This window comes from Amycolatopsis sp. NPDC114504 (genome assembly GCF_055633595.1).
Genome location: NZ_JBVKDU010000003.1, coordinates 145,237 through 160,864, shown reverse-complemented (window position 1 = coordinate 160,864; position 15,628 = coordinate 145,237). Strand labels below are relative to the sequence as shown.

Below are 15,628 nucleotides of genomic sequence, written 5' to 3'. Positions count from 1 at the left end.
TGTGGTGCACGCGCTACCGTGCGCCACGTGCCACTCCGTCTAGGGACAACCGCTGCCGGACTCGTTACCGGATATGCCGCCGACACCCTGTTCGGCGACCCCCGACGGGGGCACCCGGTGGCGATCTTCGGTTCGGCGGCCGCGCGCCTCGAACGCGTCCTGTGGGCGGACTCGAAGCCACGCGGAGCCGTGTACGCGGGGTTGTGCTCCTTCGGTGCTCTCGGCCTCGGCGTCGCGCTTCAGACGGCGACGCGGCGACGTCCCTTCGCGCGCTTCGCGCTCACTGCCGCGTGTACGTGGGCAGTACTCGGCGGACGCGGCCTCGCCGCCGAAGGCGCCGAAATGGCCCGCCTGCTCGAAGCGGGCGAAGTGCCTTCGGCGCGTCAGCGGCTCTCACACCTCTGCGCGCGCGACGCGACGACGCTCGACTCCGCCGAGCTGACCCGCGCGGCGACCGAGTCGATCGCCGAGAACACCTCGGACGCCGTGGTCGCGCCGCTGTTCTGGGGCGCGGTCGCCGGGATGCCGGGGCTGCTGGGCTACCGCGCGCTCAACACGCTCGACGCGATGGTCGGGTACCGGTCACCGCGGTACCGGAACTTCGGCTGGGCCGCGGCGCGCGCCGACGACGTGGTCAACCTGGCGCCGTCGCGGGTCGGAGCAGCGCTCACGGCGTTGTGCGCGTCGCTCGCGGGAGGGCGTGCGGGGGGTGCGTGGCGGGTCTGGCGCCGCGACGGCGGACAGCACCCGAGCCCGAACGCGGGCCAGGTCGAGGCGGCGTTCGCGGGGGCGCTGGGCATCCGGCTCGGCGGGACCAACAGCTACGGCGGCGAGGTGGAGAGCCGCGCCCGCCTCGGCGAGGGACGCGATCCGGAGCCGGTCGACCTGCGCCGGGCGGTGCGGTTGTCGCGGCTGGTGGGTCTGGCCGCGGTCGCGGTCGCCGCCGGGGTGGCCCGGTGAGCGGCCTCCTCATCGCCGGGACGACGTCCGACGCCGGCAAGAGCCTCGTCACCGCCGGGGTCTGTCGCTGGCTCGCGCGCCAGGGCGTCCGCGTCGCCCCCTTCAAAGCCCAGAACATGTCCAACAACTCCATGGTCTGCGCCGACGGTGCCGAGATCGGGCGTGCGCAGTGGCTGCAGGCGCGCGCGGCCCGGGTCGAGCCCGAGGCCGCCATGAACCCCGTTCTGCTCAAGCCCGGCAGCGATCGGCGCAGTCACGTCGTCGCGCTCGGGAAGCCCTTCGGGACCCTCGAAGCCGGTGAGTACGCCACCGGGCGCGCCGGGCTCGCCGAGATCGCCTTCGCGGCCTACGAGGACCTCAGCTCCCGCTACGACGTCGTCGTCTGCGAAGGCGCCGGCAGTCCCGCCGAGATCAACCTGCGCGGCGGCGACTACGTCAACCTGGGGCTCGCGCGGCGGTTCGGGCTGCCCGTGCTCGTCGTCGGCGACATCGACCGCGGCGGCGTCCTGGCCGCCATGTTCGGCACTCTCGCCCTGCTCTCCGCCGAGGACCAGGCGCTCGTCGCGGGCTGGGTCGTCAACAAGTTCCGCGGCGACGTCGGCCTGCTGCGCCCGGGCCTGGACAGCCTCGAGAAGGTCACCGGCCGGCCGGTGCTGGGCGTGCTCCCGTGGCTCGACCGCGTCTGGATCGACTCCGAGGACGCCCTCGCCGCCGCGGGCTGGCGCCGCGAGGCGCACGGGCGCGGGCTGCGGGTGGCCGTCGTGCGCTTCCCGCGCGCGTCCAACGCCACCGACGTCGACGCCCTCGCCGCCGAACCCGGCGTCACCGTGACGCTCACGGCCGACCCCGACACCGTCGCGGCGGCGGACGTCGTCGTGCTGCCCGGGTCGCGCGCCACCGTGGACGACCTGGCCTGGCTGCGCGGCCGCGGCCTCGACACGGCCCTGGCGGCTCGGGCGACCTCCGGAAAGCCGATCCTCGGCATCTGCGGCGGCTACCAGATGCTGGCCGAGTCCATTGTGGACGACGTCGAGTCCGGTGCCGGCGAGGTGCCGGGACTCGGCCTGCTGCCGGCGCGGGTCCTGTTCGCCGGGGAGAAGGTGCTCGCCCGCCCGTCGGGGAGCTGGCGGGGACACCCCGTCGACGCGTACGAGATCCACCACGGCTCGGTGACGCTGTCCGCGTCTCAGGAGTCCTTTTTGGACGGCACGCGCGCGGGCGCGGTCTGGGGCACGATGTGGCACGGCGCCTTCGAGAGCGACGCCTTCCGCCGCGCGTGGCTCACGGAAGCGGCGGCCCAGGCCGGGGTCGAATGGACCCCGGCGGCGGACGCTCCCGGCTTCGCCGGCCTGCGCGAAGAGATGCTCGAGAAGCTGGCCGACGCCGTCGACGAGCACCTGGACACCGCGGCGCTGCGCACCCTGCTGGACCTGGGCGCGCCGAAGGGCCTGCCGTTCGTCCCGCCCGGCGCGCCCTAGCGGGGCACGGACGCGGTGAGCTTCCCGCTGACCTGCCGCAAGGTGCAGACCGCCTCCCGGGCCCCGGTGCTCCAGGACGACTCGGTCGGGACGTGCGCGGCGAACTCGATGCTGGGCGGCGGGGTGCCTTCGGTGAAGAACGCGGCCGCCGCGATCCGGCACAAGGCCAGCGCCGGCTCCTGCAGCTTGGTGAGCCCCGGGTAAGTCTCGTACCCGTTGCCGACGTCGACCCGCGCGGCGATCTGCTCGTCGTGCGGCACGTCGCAGGCGAACCGGACCACCTGCGCGGCGTTCGCTTCGGAGTCCAGGCAGTCGCCGATCGTCATGGCGTCGATGTAGTCCGGGGCGGCCGTCGGGTGCTGCGGCGTGATCGCCACCAGGCCGACGCCGATCCAGAGCACGCTGAGCACCAGCCCGGCGACCGCCAGGCCGGTGCCGTCCCGGCCGTTGCGGCTGAGCCGGATCAAGGCGCGGGTCCCGAAGCCGAGGGCGAGCGGGACCAGCCCGAGCAGCCCCATGACGAACGCCGTGATCGCGAACCCGTCGGTCCCGGGGGACTCGACGGGTCCGCGGACCGTCGTCTGGGTGTGGCTGGACAGCGTCGAGCGCGTCTCGTCGAACAAGGTTCCCCCTCCGGAATCCCCCGACCCGGCGGGGAAATCCTAAGGGACCGGGATCACGCTCCGGCGACGGCCACGGCTTTCTTGGTGAGCGCCTTCTCCGCGAAGGCGCCGAAGGCCAGGCCCAGCGCCAGCCACAGCACCACCTGGGTGCCGACCGAAGCCGTGCGGAAGTCCCAGAGGGTCGAGGCCGGGAAGTCCGCCGGGACCTCGTCGACCGCCGGCATCAGCCAGGCCACCACGCCGATCACGACGAGGTAGCCCGCCGCGGCAAGGAGGAAGCCGTTCCAAGCGCCGAAGCGGTCCGCGAGCTTGCGGCCGAACACCGTCGCGAGGATGCCGACCAGCAGCGACACCGCGACGAACCCGAAGTACAGCTCGGTGCGCGAGCCGATCGTGCCCGCCTGACCCACCGCCGGCGGGTTGGCCGGGTACTTCAGGAACGGGACCAGGAACACGACGGCGAAGGCGCCGCCGGTGAGCAGCAACGCCGTCACGCGGGGGCGGAGGGTGCCGAGGCGGCCCTGGGCGAACGCGAAGGCGAGCGAGAGCAGGCCGCCGATCGCGACACCGTAGACGACGACGCCGGTGAGCAGCCCGACCGTGCTCTGGATGTCCCGCGGGACGAGCTCTTCCTCGTGTTCTTCGGCGGGCCCGGCGCCCGCATCGTGGGAATGGGCGTGGCCGCCGGACTCCTCGAGCCCGATGGCGGTGTTCACCGACGGCTCACCGAAGGCGTAGGCGAACCCGAACGCGAGCACGCCGGCGATCAGGCCCGCGAGCATGCCGCGGACCAGCAGGGTCTTCATCATGGGAGGTCGTGCCGCCGATCAGTGGCAGGGGAAGGCCAGCAGGTGCCGGCCGTCGTGCACGAACTCGTGGACGTACATGTTCGCGAAGATCGAGGTGGCGCCCTGCTCGGCGCTGACGAAGTACACCGCGATCAGGGCGAGGAGCACCACGAACACCGCCCACGGCACGATCTCACGGATCGGGATGCGGATCGGGAGCGGTACGGCGGGAGCTGCCGTGTGGGACATGAGCGTGGCCTCCTCGGGCTTTCGCGGCCTCATCGGGGACTGCACGAAGGGATCCGGGTCTGGCTTCCCCCTGGCGGGGGTCACAGTGGCGCGACCGCGCGGACTTGCACCGCGTTCCGGAATCTCCTCGTCTGGCCGGTTGAGCGTAGGTCCGCCGTTTGGGCCGCGTCAATGTGACAATGCCGCGGTGACTCGAATGGTGGCGGCCCTCGATGTGGGCGGGACGACGATCAAGGCGGCGCTGCTGGACGAGCAGCTCGAGCCCAGGGCGACGCTGCGCGCGGAGACGGCGCGCAGCGCGGACGGGACGGCGCTGGCCGCCCAGGTGGTGGACATCGTGGCCGCGTTGTCCTCGCAGGCCGGTACCGGGACGCCGGACGCGGTCGGCGTCGTCGTGCCCGGGATCGTGGACGAGGAGACCCGCGTCTGCCACTTCTCGGCCAACCTCGACTGGCGCGAGGTTCCCTTCGGCGAGCTGCTGGAAGGACGGCTGGGGCTGCCGGTGGCGTTCGGGCACGACGTCACCGCGGGCGGCGTGGCCGAGTTCCGGGTGGGCGCGGGACAGGGCGCGACGAACGCGGCGTTCATCCCGGTCGGCACCGGGATCGCGGCCGCGCTGCTGCTCGACGGCCGCATCCACCGCGCCCACGGGCAGGCGGGCGAGGTCGGCCACATCGACGTCGGCCACCCCGGCAAGTGCGGCTGCGGCGCGATCGGCTGCCTGGAGGCGATCTCGTCGGCGGCGGCGATCGCCCGCCGCTACACCGAGCGCACGGGCCGCGCGGCCGACGGCGCTCGCGAGGTCGTCGAGCTGGCTCGGCACGGCGACGAGGTCGCGGTCGCGGTGGTCCAGGACGCTCTGGACGGGCTCGGGCACGGGATCCGGACGTTGCTGACGCTGCTGGGGCCGGAGGTGATCATCCTCGGAGGCGGGTTGTTCACGGCGGCGGACTACGTGCTGGAGCCGGTGCGGGAGTGGCTGGCTTCGCACCTGACGTTCCAGCGGATGCCGGAGCTGCGGATCGCGAAGCTGGGCGACGAGGCCGGGCGGCTGGGAGCGGGGTTGCTGGCCTTGGATCTGCTCGGCCCCGCCTGACCTCGCCGCGCCTGGGTCAGAGCGCCCGCAGGAAGGCCAGTGACGGCATGAAGAAGTACTCACCGCCCCGCAAGGTCACCGACTGCGGCACCGGGTCGGCCGTGCGTTGCGCCGACCCGCCCCACTCGACCGTGTAGTCCGACGTGCCGCGCTCGCCCTGCCCGATCACCGGGTCCAGCCCCGGTGTGACGCCGTCGACGATCGGGAAGCCCGGGTTGTCCGCCCAGACCGCCTGCGTGAACTCGAACTGGTTGCCCAGTACCGCGTTGAACGCCATGAACAGCAGCCCCACCCCGCCGCTCGGCCGCGCCGACGGCGGGACGTCGGCGTTCGGGTCGTCCGGCCGTTCGCCGTAGGTGACGCCCCGGCGCGCCATCAGGTGCAGGCGCTCGCCGGCCGGTTCCTCGGCGCCGCCGGATCCGCGCGGGTTCGTCTTGCGGATGTGCGCCTGGAACGGGCACTTCAGCGCCGCGCGGTCGCTGTCGTAGGTGAAGTTGTTCGACACCGGGCTTTCCGCGCCGTCTTCGCGCTGCGTGGTGAGCGGTGTGCCGTCCTCGAACCGGCCGATGATCATCGCGCCCGCGCGCTCCCGATCGTCGCCGGACAGGCCGAGCGTGTCGGCCAGGTCCGCCTCCGCCTGCTTGAACCGCCGCACGTTCTGTTCGAGCTTGCGGAAGACGAAGTAGCTGCCGAAGTGCACGGCCGGATCGGGGGCCGCGGTGTCCGGCACCAGCACCTGGGACAGCGGCGCCGCCGGGTTCCACACGTTGATGCCGTCGGTGTTGTTCTTCTCCGCGTCGACGTCTTCGGTGAGGAACAGCGGCTGGCTCCGGCCGTCGACGTACCCGAAGTGCTCGATGCCCTCGCCCCGCGCGTTGACGCGGCCGAGGCCGGTCTCCTCCGCGAGCACGGCGACGGAGTCCGGAAGCAGGTCCAGGATTTCGTTGCGCCGCGCGGTCATCGCCTTGTCCGTGGCGTCGCCGACGAGCACGACGGCGTGGATTTCCCCGTGGTAGCCCGGATCGAACGTCGAGCGCGGCGGGTCGTTCAGCTTCCGCCGCGTCGCCGGTGCCGCCATCCCGCGCAGGAATGCCTCGTCCTGCGGGAAGTTCTCGACGCCGAGAGCGTTGTAGCCGGCCGCCGTGAGCCCCACTCCGACGTACGGCGTGCCGGCCGCTTCACCGCCCTTGAAGGCGCCGACTTCGTCGAGGTGTGCCTTGGCGGACTTCATCTTCCCGGTGACCGAGACCAGGAACGCCCGCGCCTCCGCGGCGTCGCCGAAAGTCAGCAATAGTACGGAAAGGTGGTCGCGGACGTGGGCCTTGAGGATGTTCGGCTGCAGTTCGCCGAGCATCACCTCGGCGTCCCCGGTCGCGGTGGTCCAGGACAGCGTGGTGGACAGGTCGACACTCATTGCGGGCTCCCCTCCCGTGTGGATGACGCAGGGGTGCACGACCGGCCGAAGCTCCCCCGTCGGCCGTGCCCCCTGAAACCCAGGTTGCCGACACCGTGACGTCGCGTGCCACCGAAACCGCGGCATTCACACGAAAGATTAAGTTGAGCGTCGAAGCGGATCGGGGGACACCGGGGCGGTGAATCACTTTTTGCACGCCCTCCGTGTCCACCGCTACCGGTCATTTCCGCGACAGTTCGCGGGAGCCGGTAGCGGAATTCCCGCGGCCGCCGACATCCGCCCCGAGAACGCTGGAGGCGGAGATGAACCAGGGAAGAATTCGGGTGGCCGTGCTGGTCGGCGCCGTCGCCATCGGGGTGCTCGGGCTCGCGGGGTGTGCCACCGGACCGGTCGACCGGCGGGCGTTGTGCACCGGTTTCGACGAGCTGGGAAACGACCTGATGTCGGCGAACGGCTTTTTCGACAACGCCGTTTTCTCCAGTGCCGGCGATCTGGCCGACCTGGCCGATCGGTACCAGGGCGGCGGGCTGAGCGCCGACGCGTCCGCGCTGGAGCGGATCTCCGATTCCGACTCGACGAACGGCTTCGAGCTGGACCGGGCCACGGCCGGGACGGCGAGGGTCTGCGGACACGAGCTCGGCATGGGCACGACGAGCTACGCGGACTCCGGCGGCACCGGGACGAGCGGCGGCGGGTACGGGAGCTACGGCGCCTACCCGTACGCGGCACCGACGACGTCCGCGCCCTACACCGAGCCGCCGGTGACCACCACGGCCTCGGCGCCCGACCCGGTGTCCGACGAGACGTCCGCCCGCTCCACGCTCCAGCGGCAGGTGGACACGGACCGGGCGCGGGTGGAATCCGTGGCGGACCAGTGGGTTCCGCAGCTGTCGTCGAAGAGCTACGGCCTGGTCGCGGACGGGACGACGTACGACTACCGAGCGATCTGGGCCGACTTCACGTCGACCCGGCAGGCGTACCCGTCGGCGCTGCTGCTCTGGTCCGGCGACTACGCGAGCTACACCAAGGGCGACTTCTGGGTCACGGTGGCGAGCACGACGTTCCCCACCGGCGCGGCCGCGAACGCGTGGTGCGTCGCCGAGCACCTCGACGCCGACCACTGCTTCGCCAAGCTCGTTTCGCACAGCCACGGACCCAAGGGCAGCACCCTGCCCCGCTGAACCACCCGCCTCAGCCGAGCTTGGCCGTCGCTTCGACGAGTTCCGCCAGCGCCTCCCTGGCCTCCTCGCCGAAGGTGCGGTCGTTCGCCGGCGCCACCCAGCGCGCGAACCCCGTCGTGAACGCCAGCCCGCCGATCTCGGCGGCCAGGCTCGCCGCCGGGTCCGGTACGCCGCGCGCCCGCAGCGCGTCGGCCATCGCGGCCCGGAGCTTCGCCCGCTTGAGCAGCTCGCGTTCCCGGAGGTCGGTGTGGTCCGCGACCACCGCCTGGACCTTGCGCGCGAACTCGCGGTGGTCCGGGCCGAACGCCGTCTCCGTGGCCGTCAGCGCCGCCGAGATCGCCTCGATCGGGGTCGCCGACGCCGGGGCCGCGGCGATCGCCTCCGCGAACGTGCGGCTCAGGATGTCCTGGCCGGCGAAGAGCACTTCGCGCTTGTCGGCGAAGTGCCGGAAGAACGTCCGCTTGGTCAGCCCGGCGCGCTCGGTGATCTCCGCGACCGTCACCTCGTCGTAGCCGCGCTCGGCGAACGACTCCACCGCGGCGCGCACCAGCCGCTCGCGTGCGTTCGGTTCCCAGCGGCTCATACCTCCAGCTTAAGCGATGACACCCGGTGTCGTCATACGTGCTAGCGTGATGGCACCAGGTGTCATCACAGGGAGGTTCTCATGCGTGTCTTCGTCACCGGAGCGAACGGCTGGATCGCCTCGGCCCTCGTGCCCGAACTGCTCGCGGCCGGCCACCAGGTCGTCGGCCTCGCCCGATCGGACGCCGCCGCGGCGACCGTCGGGGAAAGGGGCGCCGAGGTGCTCCGCGGCGACCTCGGCGACCTCGAAACGCTCAAAGCCGGCGCCGACAACGCCGACGGCGTCGTCCACCTCGCCTTCGGCCACGACTTCGGCCGGATGGACGCCGCGATCCGCACCGACGCGGCCGCCGTCGAGGCCATGACGGCCGTGCTCGAAGGCAAGCCGTTCATCGCCGCGTCGGGGACGCCGTGGGTGGCCGGGCGCGTCGCGACCGAGCGGGACGACCCGGCGGGCTTCGGGCCGGTGGCGGGCCGGATGGACAACGCCCGTGCCGTGGTGAAGACGGCGGACCGCGGGGTCCGCGCGTCGGTCGTCCGGCTACCGCGGACGGTGCACGGCGAGGGGGACGCCCACGGGCTCATCGCGCGGCTGGTGCTCGCGGGCCGGGAGCGGGGCATCGCGGCCTACGTCGGGGACGGGACGGCCCGCTGGCCGGCCGTGCACGTCGTGGACGCGGCCCACCTGTTCCGCCTGGCGCTGGAGCAGGCGCCCGCGGGTTCGGTGCTGCACGCGGTGGGCGACGAGGGCGTGGCGATCCGCGACGTCGCGGAGGTGGTCGGCCGCCGGCTCGGGCTCCCGGTCACGTCCGTCGAGGCCGAGGAGCTCGGCTTCCTCGGCGCGCTCCTGGGGATCGACCAGCCGGCTTCCAGCGAGGAGACCCAGGAGCTGCTCGGCTGGCAGCCGACGCACCCGGGACTGCTGGACGACCTCGAAAAGGGTTACTACGGCTGAGCAGTGGGACAGCGCCGGCGGAGGTGGCGACAGTGACACCTCCGCCGGCGCCGGGTCTTACGCGATCGGCCGGTCCGTCGGCGCGATCGGCCGGGGCAGCACCTCGCGCCCGGTCAGGTAGGCGTCCACGCCGGCCGCGGCGCTGCGGCCCTCCGCGATCGCCCAGACGATCAGGGACTGGCCGCGGCCCATGTCACCGGCCACGAACACGTTGTCCAGGCTCGTCTTGAACGCCTTGTCGCGGGCGACGTTGCCGCGCGGGTCCAGCTCGACGCCGAGGTCCTCGACCAGGCCCTTCTTCTGCGGCCCGAGGAAGCCCATCGCCAGCAGCACCAGCTGCGCCGGCAGCTCGCGCTCGGAGCCCTCGACCGGGACGAACTTGCCGCCCTCGTTGCGTACTTCGACCAGCTTCAGAGCGCGCACGCGGCCGGCATCGTCGCCGAGGAACTCCTGCGTGTTCACCGCGTACATCCGCTCGCCGCCCTCTTCGTGCGCCGAGGACACCCGGTAGATCATCGGGTACGTCGGCCACGGGTGGGCGTCCGAACGGGCCTCCGGCGGCTTGGGCATGATCTCGAGCTGCGTCACCGACCGAGCGCCCTGGCGGTGCGACGTCCCGACGCAGTCCGCGCCGGTGTCGCCGCCGCCGATCACGACGACATCCAGGCCGGAGGCGTCGAAGGGAGAAGACTCGAGGTCGCCGGACGCCACCCGGTTGGCCGGCGGCAGGAACTCCATGGCCTGGTGGATGCCGTCGAGCTCGCGGCCGGTGATCGGCAGGTCGCGCCAGTCGGTGGCCCCGCCGGCGAGCACCACCGCGTCGTAGGACGACTGGAGCTCGGCCGCGGTGATGTCGACGCCGACGTTCACCGAGGTCCGGAACTCCGTGCCCTCGGCCTCCATCTGCGCCAGGCGCCGGTCGAGGCGGGACTTCTCCATCTTGAACTCGGGGATGCCGTAGCGCAGCAGCCCGCCGATCTTGTCGGCCCGCTCGAGGACCACGACGCTGTGGCCCGCGCGCGTGAGCTGCTGCGCCGCGGCGAGTCCCGACGGGCCGGACCCGACGACCGCGACCTTCTTGCCGGTCTTCGCGGTGGGCGGCTGCGGCGTGATCCAGCCCTCTTCGAAGGCGCGGTCGACGATGGAGATCTCGACGCGCTTGATCGTCACCGGGTCGTCGTTGATCCCGAGCACGCACGCGGTTTCGCACGGCGCCGGGCACAGCGTGCCGGTGAACTCCGGGAAGTTGTTGGTCGCGTGCAGGCGTTCGATGGCCTGCTGCCAGTCCTCCCGCCACACCAGGGTGTTCCACTCCGGGATGAGGTTCCCGAGCGGGCAGCCCTGGTGGCAGAACGGGATGCCGCAGTCCATGCAGCGGCCGGCCTGCTTCTCCAGCTTCGTGGACGCGAAGTCCTCGTAGACCTCTCGCCAATCCATCAGCCGCAGGTCGACCGGACGCCGCTTCGGCTCTTCGCGGGTGGTGGTCAGAAAGCCCTTGGGGTCAGCCATGTGCGGCCTCCATGATCGCCTCGTTCACGTCGCGCCCGTCGCGTTCCGCCTGGACCTGGGCGGCGAGCACGCGCTTGTAGTCCTTCGGCATGACCTTCCCGAAGCGGTCGACGCCCGCGTCCCAGTCGGCCAGCAGTTCCCGCGCGACCGCGGATTCGGTTTCGTCGTAGTGCTTTTCCAGCGTCTCGCGCAGGAAGTCCGCGTCCTCGGAGTCGAGCGGGTCGAGGTCGACCATCTCCGGGTTGACGCGGTGCGCGGGCAGGTCCAGCACGTAGGCGATGCCGCCGGACATGCCGGCCGCGAAGTTGCGCCCGATCCCGCCCAGCACGACCATCCGGCCGCCGGTCATGTACTCGCCGGCGTGGTCCCCGACGCCTTCGACGACGGCCAGCGCGCCCGAGTTGCGCACGCAGAACCGCTCGCCGACCTTGCCGCGGATGAAGATCTCGCCGCTGGTCGCGCCGTAGGCGATGACGTTCCCGGCGATGATGTGGTCCTCGGCGGCGATCCGCGCGTCCTTCGACGGGCGCACGATCAGCCGCCCGCCGGAGAGGCCCTTGCCGACGTAGTCGTTGCCGTCGCCGTAGAGCCGCAGCGTGATGCCCTTCGGCACGAACGCGCCGAACGACTGGCCGGCGGTCCCGGTGAAGGTGACGTCGATGGTGTCGTCGGGCAGGCCCTCACCGCCCCACCGCCGGGTCAGCTCCGAGCCGAGCATCGTGCCGACGGTCCGGTTCACGTTGCGGACGGGCAGTTCCAGCCGCACCTTGTCGCCGGAGTTCAACGCACCCTCGGCGAGCTGGATCAGCGTGTTGTCGAGCGCCTTCTCGAGCCCGTGGTCCTGCTGGGTCTGCTGCAGCCGCAGCCCCGCCGGAGCCATCTCGGGCACGTGGAAGATCGGCGACAGGTCGAGCCCGGCCGCCTTCCAGTGGTCGACGGCCTTGCGCTTGTCGAGGAACTCGGCGTGGCCGACGGCCTCGGCGATCGACCGGAAGCCGAGCTCCGCCAGGTACTCCCGCACTTCCTGGGCGATGAACTCGAAGAAGTTGACGACGTACTCGGCCTTGCCGCTGAACTTCTCGCGCAGCTTCGGGTTCTGCGTCGCGACGCCCACCGGGCAGGTGTCGAGGTGGCAGACGCGCATCATGATGCAGCCCGACACCACCAGCGGCGCGGTCGCGAAGCCGAACTCCTCGGCGCCGAGCAGCGCCGCGACGATCACGTCACGGCCGGTCTTGAGCTGGCCGTCGGTCTGCACCACGATCCGGTCGCGCAGCCGGTTGGCCAGCAGCGTCTGCTGCGTCTCGGCCAGGCCCAGCTCCCACGGGCCGCCGGCGTGCTTGATGGACGACAGCGGCGACGCGCCCGTCCCGCCGTCGTGGCCCGAGATGAGCACGACGTCGGCGTGCGCCTTCGAGACACCCGCCGCGACCGTGCCGACGCCGACCTCGGACACCAGCTTCACGTGGATGCGGGCCTTCGGGTTGGCGTTCTTCAGGTCGTGGATCAGCTGGGCGAGGTCCTCGATCGAGTAGATGTCGTGGTGCGGCGGCGGCGAGATGAGACCCACGCCCGGCGTCGAGAACCGCGTCTTCGCGATCCACGGGTACACCTTCGCGCCGGGCAGCTGCCCGCCTTCGCCGGGCTTCGCGCCCTGCGCCATCTTGATCTGGATGTCGTCGGCGTTGACGAGGTACTCGCTGGTGACGCCGAACCGGCCGGACGCGACCTGCTTGACCGCTGAGCGACGCTCCGGGTCGTACAGTCGCTCCGCGTCTTCGCCGCCCTCACCGGTGTTGGACTTCCCACCGAGGCGGTTCATCGCGATGGCGAGGGTCTGGTGCATCTCCATCGAGATCGAGCCGTAGGAGATGGCACCGGTGGCGAACCGCTTGACGATCTCGGAGACCGGCTCGACCTCGTCGATCGGCACCGGCGCGCGCTTGCCGTACTTGAAGTCGAACAGCCCGCGCAGCGTCAGCAGCTTCTCGGACTGGTCGTCGACGGCCTTCGTGTACTCCTTGAAGACGTCGTACTTCCCGGACCGCGTGGAGTGCTGGAGCTTGAACACCGTCTGCGGGTTGAACAGGTGCGGCTCGCCTTCGCGGCGCCACTGGTAGTCCGCGCCGGTCTCCAGCTCGCGGTGGGCGGGGCGGACGCCGTCGGCCGGGAACGCGTAGGCGTGCCGCTTCGCGACCTCGTCGGCGAGGGTGTCGAAGCCGACGCCGCCGAGGCGGGACGTCGTGCCGGTGAAGCAGTTTTCGACGACCTCTTCGCCGAGGCCGACCGCCTCGAAGATCTGCGCGCCGGTGTAGGACGCGACGGTCGAGACGCCCATCTTGGACATCGTCTTGCGGACGCCCTTGCCGAGTGCCTTGATCAGGTTGTACGTCGCCTGCTTCGGCGTCACGCCCGGGATCAGGCCCTGGTGGGCCATCTCCTCGACGGTCGCCATCGCCAGGTACGGGTTCACCGCGGCGACGCCGTAGCCGATGAGCAGGGCGATGTGGTGTACCTCGCGCGCGTCGCCGGCCTCGACGATGAGGCCGACCTGCGTGCGCGTCTTCTCGCGGACGAGGTGGTGGTGCACCGCGCCGGTGAGCAGCAGCGAGGGGATCGGCGCGTGGTTCTCGTCGACGCCGCGGTCGGACAGCACGATCAGCCGCGCGCCGTCCTCGATCGCCTCCGACACCTCGGCGCGGATCTCGTCGAGCCGCTGGATCAGTGCCTCGCCGCCGCCGTGGACGTTGTAGCGGCCGAGCACCGTGACGGCCTGGAACTCCGGCAGGTCGCCGTCGTCGTTGACGTGCACGAGCTTGGCGAGCTGGTCGTTGTCGAGCACCGGGAACGGCAGCGCGATCCGGCGGCACGACGCCGCGTTGCCGACGAGCAGGTTCGGCTCGGCGCCGATCTGGGTGCCGAGCGCGGTGACGAGCTCCTCGCGGATGGCGTCCAGCGGCGGGTTGGTCACCTGGGCGAACAGCTGGATGAAGTAGTCGAAGATCAGCCGCGGCCGGCTGGACAGCGTCGCGATCGGCGAGTCGTTGCCCATCGAGCCGATCGGCTCCGCGCCGGTGCGGGCCATCGGCTCGAGGATCGCTTCGAGCTCTTCCTCGGTGTAGCCGAACGCCTGCTGACGGCGGACGAGCGCGGCGTGCAGCGGCACCTCGCGGTCGCGCTCGGGCAGGTCGTCGAGCTGCACCAGGCCGGCCTCGACCCACTCGTCGTACGGGTGCGCGGTGGCCAGCTCGGTCTTGACCTCGTCGTCCTCGACGATCCGGCCCTCGGCGGTGTCCACGAGGAACATCCGGCCGGGCTCGAGGCGGCCCTTGCGCACGATCGTCGCCGGGTCGATGTCGAGCACGCCGACCTCGGAGGCGAGCACGACGAGGCCGTCGTCGGTCACCCAGTACCGCCCGGGGCGCAGGCCGTTGCGGTCCAGGACCGCCCCGATCTGGCTGCCGTCGGTGAAGGCGACGAGCGCCGGGCCGTCCCACGGCTCCATCAGCGTCGAGTGGAACTCGTAGAAGGCGCGTCGCGCCGGGTCCATTTCCTGGTGGTTCTCCCAGGCTTCCGGGATCATCATGAGAACCGCGTGGGGCAGCGAGCGGCCGCCGAGGTGCAGCAGTTCCAGTACCTCGTCGAAGCTCGCCGAGTCGCTGGCGCCGCGCGTGATCACCGGGTAGATCCGCTTGAGGTCGCCCGGCACCAGGTCGGTTTCGAGGAGGGCTTCGCGGGCGTCCATCCAGTTGCGGTTGCCGCGCAAGGTGTTGATCTCGCCGTTGTGCGCGACGTATCGGTACGGGTGCGCGAGCGGCCACGACGGGAAGGTGTTGGTGGAGAAGCGGGAGTGCACGAGGCCGATGGCGCTGGTGACGCGCTCGTCGGTCAGGTCGGCGAAGAACCGCTCGACCTGGCCCTCGGTCAGCATTCCTTTGTAGACGATCGTCCGCGACGAAAGGCTGGGGAAGTAGACGTCGTCCTCGACGAGCTCGTGCTCGGCGCGCTTGCGCACGCAGAACGCGCTGCGCTCGATGTGCAGCGGGTCGGAGTGCTCCGGCTTCGGGCGGCGCGCGGTGAGGAACAGCTGCGTGAAGTGCGGCATGGTCTCGGCCGCGGTCGGCCCGCAGTGCTCGGTGTGCACCGGCAGCTCGCGCCAGCCGAGGACGCGCATGTCCTCTTCGGCCGCGATGCGCTCGATGGTCGTCATGGCCCGGCCGCGGCGCTTTTCGTCCTGCGGCAGGAAAGCCGTGCCGACGGCGTAGGTGCCCGGCTCGGGGAGCTCGAAGTCCACGACGTCGCGGTAGAACTCGTCGGGGACCTGGATCAGCAGCCCGGCGCCGTCGCCGGTGTCCGGTTCGGCGCCCCGCGCCCCGCGGTGTTCCAGGTTGCGCAACGCGACCAGGGCCTTCGCGACGATCGCATGATCTCGGCGGCCGGTCAGGTCGGCGACGAAGGCGACACCGCAGGCGTCGTGTTCGTAGTCGCTGCGGTAGAGGCCCTCGGCCTCGGCGTTGCTGAGCTGCTGCCCCGTGGTGGACAGGGAACGGGCACGGTGGGTCACGGCTGGCCGCCTCCCAAGGCGTTGGCGCGACCGGTACTCACTCCATCGTGTGGTTCGAGCTGAACCGGTTAACGAAGTGGTCCGGTACCGCGATGGTCAGTCGAGAACAGTTGCTGTTGTCGGCGTTGTCGAAGTGCAAGATGCCGCGAGGTACCGGCCGAGCGGCGATGCTCGGGAACCGGACGTGGGTCATCTGGGAGGCCGCACAACACTGGGCAGCCGAACATGT

12 protein-coding genes are annotated in these 15,628 nt (G+C 71.5%); 5 read left to right on the top strand and 7 right to left on the bottom strand.

Going from position 1 to position 15,628, the window contains the following annotated elements; translation table 11 throughout:
* Nucleotides 1–27 precede the first annotated feature (27 nt).
* Together ACZ7PG_RS22070 and ACZ7PG_RS22065 are read left to right on the top strand one after the other, a co-directional pair.
* Nucleotides 28–960, top strand: coding sequence for a cobalamin biosynthesis protein (locus ACZ7PG_RS22070; protein WP_470240972.1), 933 nt, complete (start codon nucleotides 28–30; stop codon nucleotides 958–960).
* Complete coding sequence (locus ACZ7PG_RS22065; RefSeq protein WP_470240971.1) at nucleotides 957–2,438, top strand: cobyric acid synthase; 1,482 nt, start codon at nucleotides 957–959, stop codon at nucleotides 2,436–2,438. The genes ACZ7PG_RS22070 and ACZ7PG_RS22065 overlap by 4 nt, the downstream gene beginning before the upstream one ends.
* On the opposite strand, the gene ACZ7PG_RS22060 is transcribed toward ACZ7PG_RS22065, so the two are convergent.
* From ACZ7PG_RS22060 to ACZ7PG_RS22050, 3 genes are read right to left on the bottom strand one after another with little or no spacing between them, the layout of a single operon-like run.
* On the bottom strand, nucleotides 2,435–3,061 hold the full coding sequence (locus ACZ7PG_RS22060) for a DUF4190 domain-containing protein (RefSeq protein ID WP_470240970.1): 627 nt from the start codon (nucleotides 3,059–3,061) through the stop codon (nucleotides 2,435–2,437). The two genes, ACZ7PG_RS22065 and ACZ7PG_RS22060, sit on opposite strands and share 4 nt — an antisense overlap.
* Before the next feature lie 53 nt (nucleotides 3,062–3,114).
* Nucleotides 3,115–3,870, bottom strand: coding sequence for a CbtA family protein (locus ACZ7PG_RS22055; protein WP_470240969.1), 756 nt, complete (start codon nucleotides 3,868–3,870; stop codon nucleotides 3,115–3,117).
* 18 nt (nucleotides 3,871–3,888) lie between these two features.
* Nucleotides 3,889–4,098 carry a CbtB domain-containing protein gene (locus tag ACZ7PG_RS22050; protein ID WP_470240968.1) on the bottom strand — a complete coding sequence of 70 codons (210 nt, stop codon included), beginning with the start codon at nucleotides 4,096–4,098 and terminating at the stop codon, nucleotides 3,889–3,891.
* 196 nt (nucleotides 4,099–4,294) lie between these two features.
* Here ACZ7PG_RS22050 and ACZ7PG_RS22045 point away from each other — a divergent pair, with 196 nt between their 5' ends.
* Nucleotides 4,295–5,194, top strand: a complete 900-nt coding sequence (locus ACZ7PG_RS22045; RefSeq protein ID WP_470242371.1) for an ROK family protein — start codon at nucleotides 4,295–4,297, stop codon at nucleotides 5,192–5,194.
* A gap of 16 nt (nucleotides 5,195–5,210) precedes the next feature.
* On the opposite strand, the gene ACZ7PG_RS22040 is transcribed toward ACZ7PG_RS22045, so the two are convergent.
* Nucleotides 5,211–6,608, bottom strand: a complete 1,398-nt coding sequence (locus tag ACZ7PG_RS22040; protein ID WP_470240967.1) for a Dyp-type peroxidase — start codon at nucleotides 6,606–6,608, stop codon at nucleotides 5,211–5,213.
* 302 nt (nucleotides 6,609–6,910) lie between these two features.
* On the opposite strand from ACZ7PG_RS22040, the gene ACZ7PG_RS22035 reads away from it, so the two are divergent.
* The gene (locus ACZ7PG_RS22035) at nucleotides 6,911–7,789 is read left to right on the top strand and encodes a hypothetical protein (protein ID WP_470240966.1); all 879 of its coding nucleotides are present in this window, start codon (nucleotides 6,911–6,913) and stop codon (nucleotides 7,787–7,789) included.
* 10 nt (nucleotides 7,790–7,799) lie between these two features.
* Here the strand turns inward: ACZ7PG_RS22035 and ACZ7PG_RS22030 are convergent, their stop codons facing one another.
* Nucleotides 7,800–8,372 (bottom strand): TetR/AcrR family transcriptional regulator, encoded by a 573-nt coding sequence (locus tag ACZ7PG_RS22030; RefSeq protein ID WP_470240965.1) that lies wholly within the window; start codon nucleotides 8,370–8,372, stop codon nucleotides 7,800–7,802.
* 81 nt (nucleotides 8,373–8,453) lie between these two features.
* On the opposite strand from ACZ7PG_RS22030, the gene ACZ7PG_RS22025 reads away from it, so the two are divergent.
* Nucleotides 8,454–9,326 carry an SDR family oxidoreductase gene (locus ACZ7PG_RS22025; RefSeq protein ID WP_470240964.1) on the top strand — a complete coding sequence of 291 codons (873 nt, stop codon included), beginning with the start codon at nucleotides 8,454–8,456 and terminating at the stop codon, nucleotides 9,324–9,326.
* A gap of 57 nt (nucleotides 9,327–9,383) precedes the next feature.
* Here the strand turns inward: ACZ7PG_RS22025 and ACZ7PG_RS22020 are convergent, their stop codons facing one another.
* Nucleotides 9,384–10,835, bottom strand: a complete 1,452-nt coding sequence (locus ACZ7PG_RS22020; protein ID WP_470240963.1) for a glutamate synthase subunit beta — start codon at nucleotides 10,833–10,835, stop codon at nucleotides 9,384–9,386.
* Nucleotides 10,828–15,399, bottom strand: coding sequence for a glutamate synthase large subunit (gene gltB / locus ACZ7PG_RS22015; RefSeq protein WP_470240962.1), 4,572 nt, complete (start codon nucleotides 15,397–15,399; stop codon nucleotides 10,828–10,830). The genes ACZ7PG_RS22020 and gltB overlap by 8 nt, the downstream gene beginning before the upstream one ends.
* Nucleotides 15,400–15,628 lie beyond the last annotated feature (229 nt).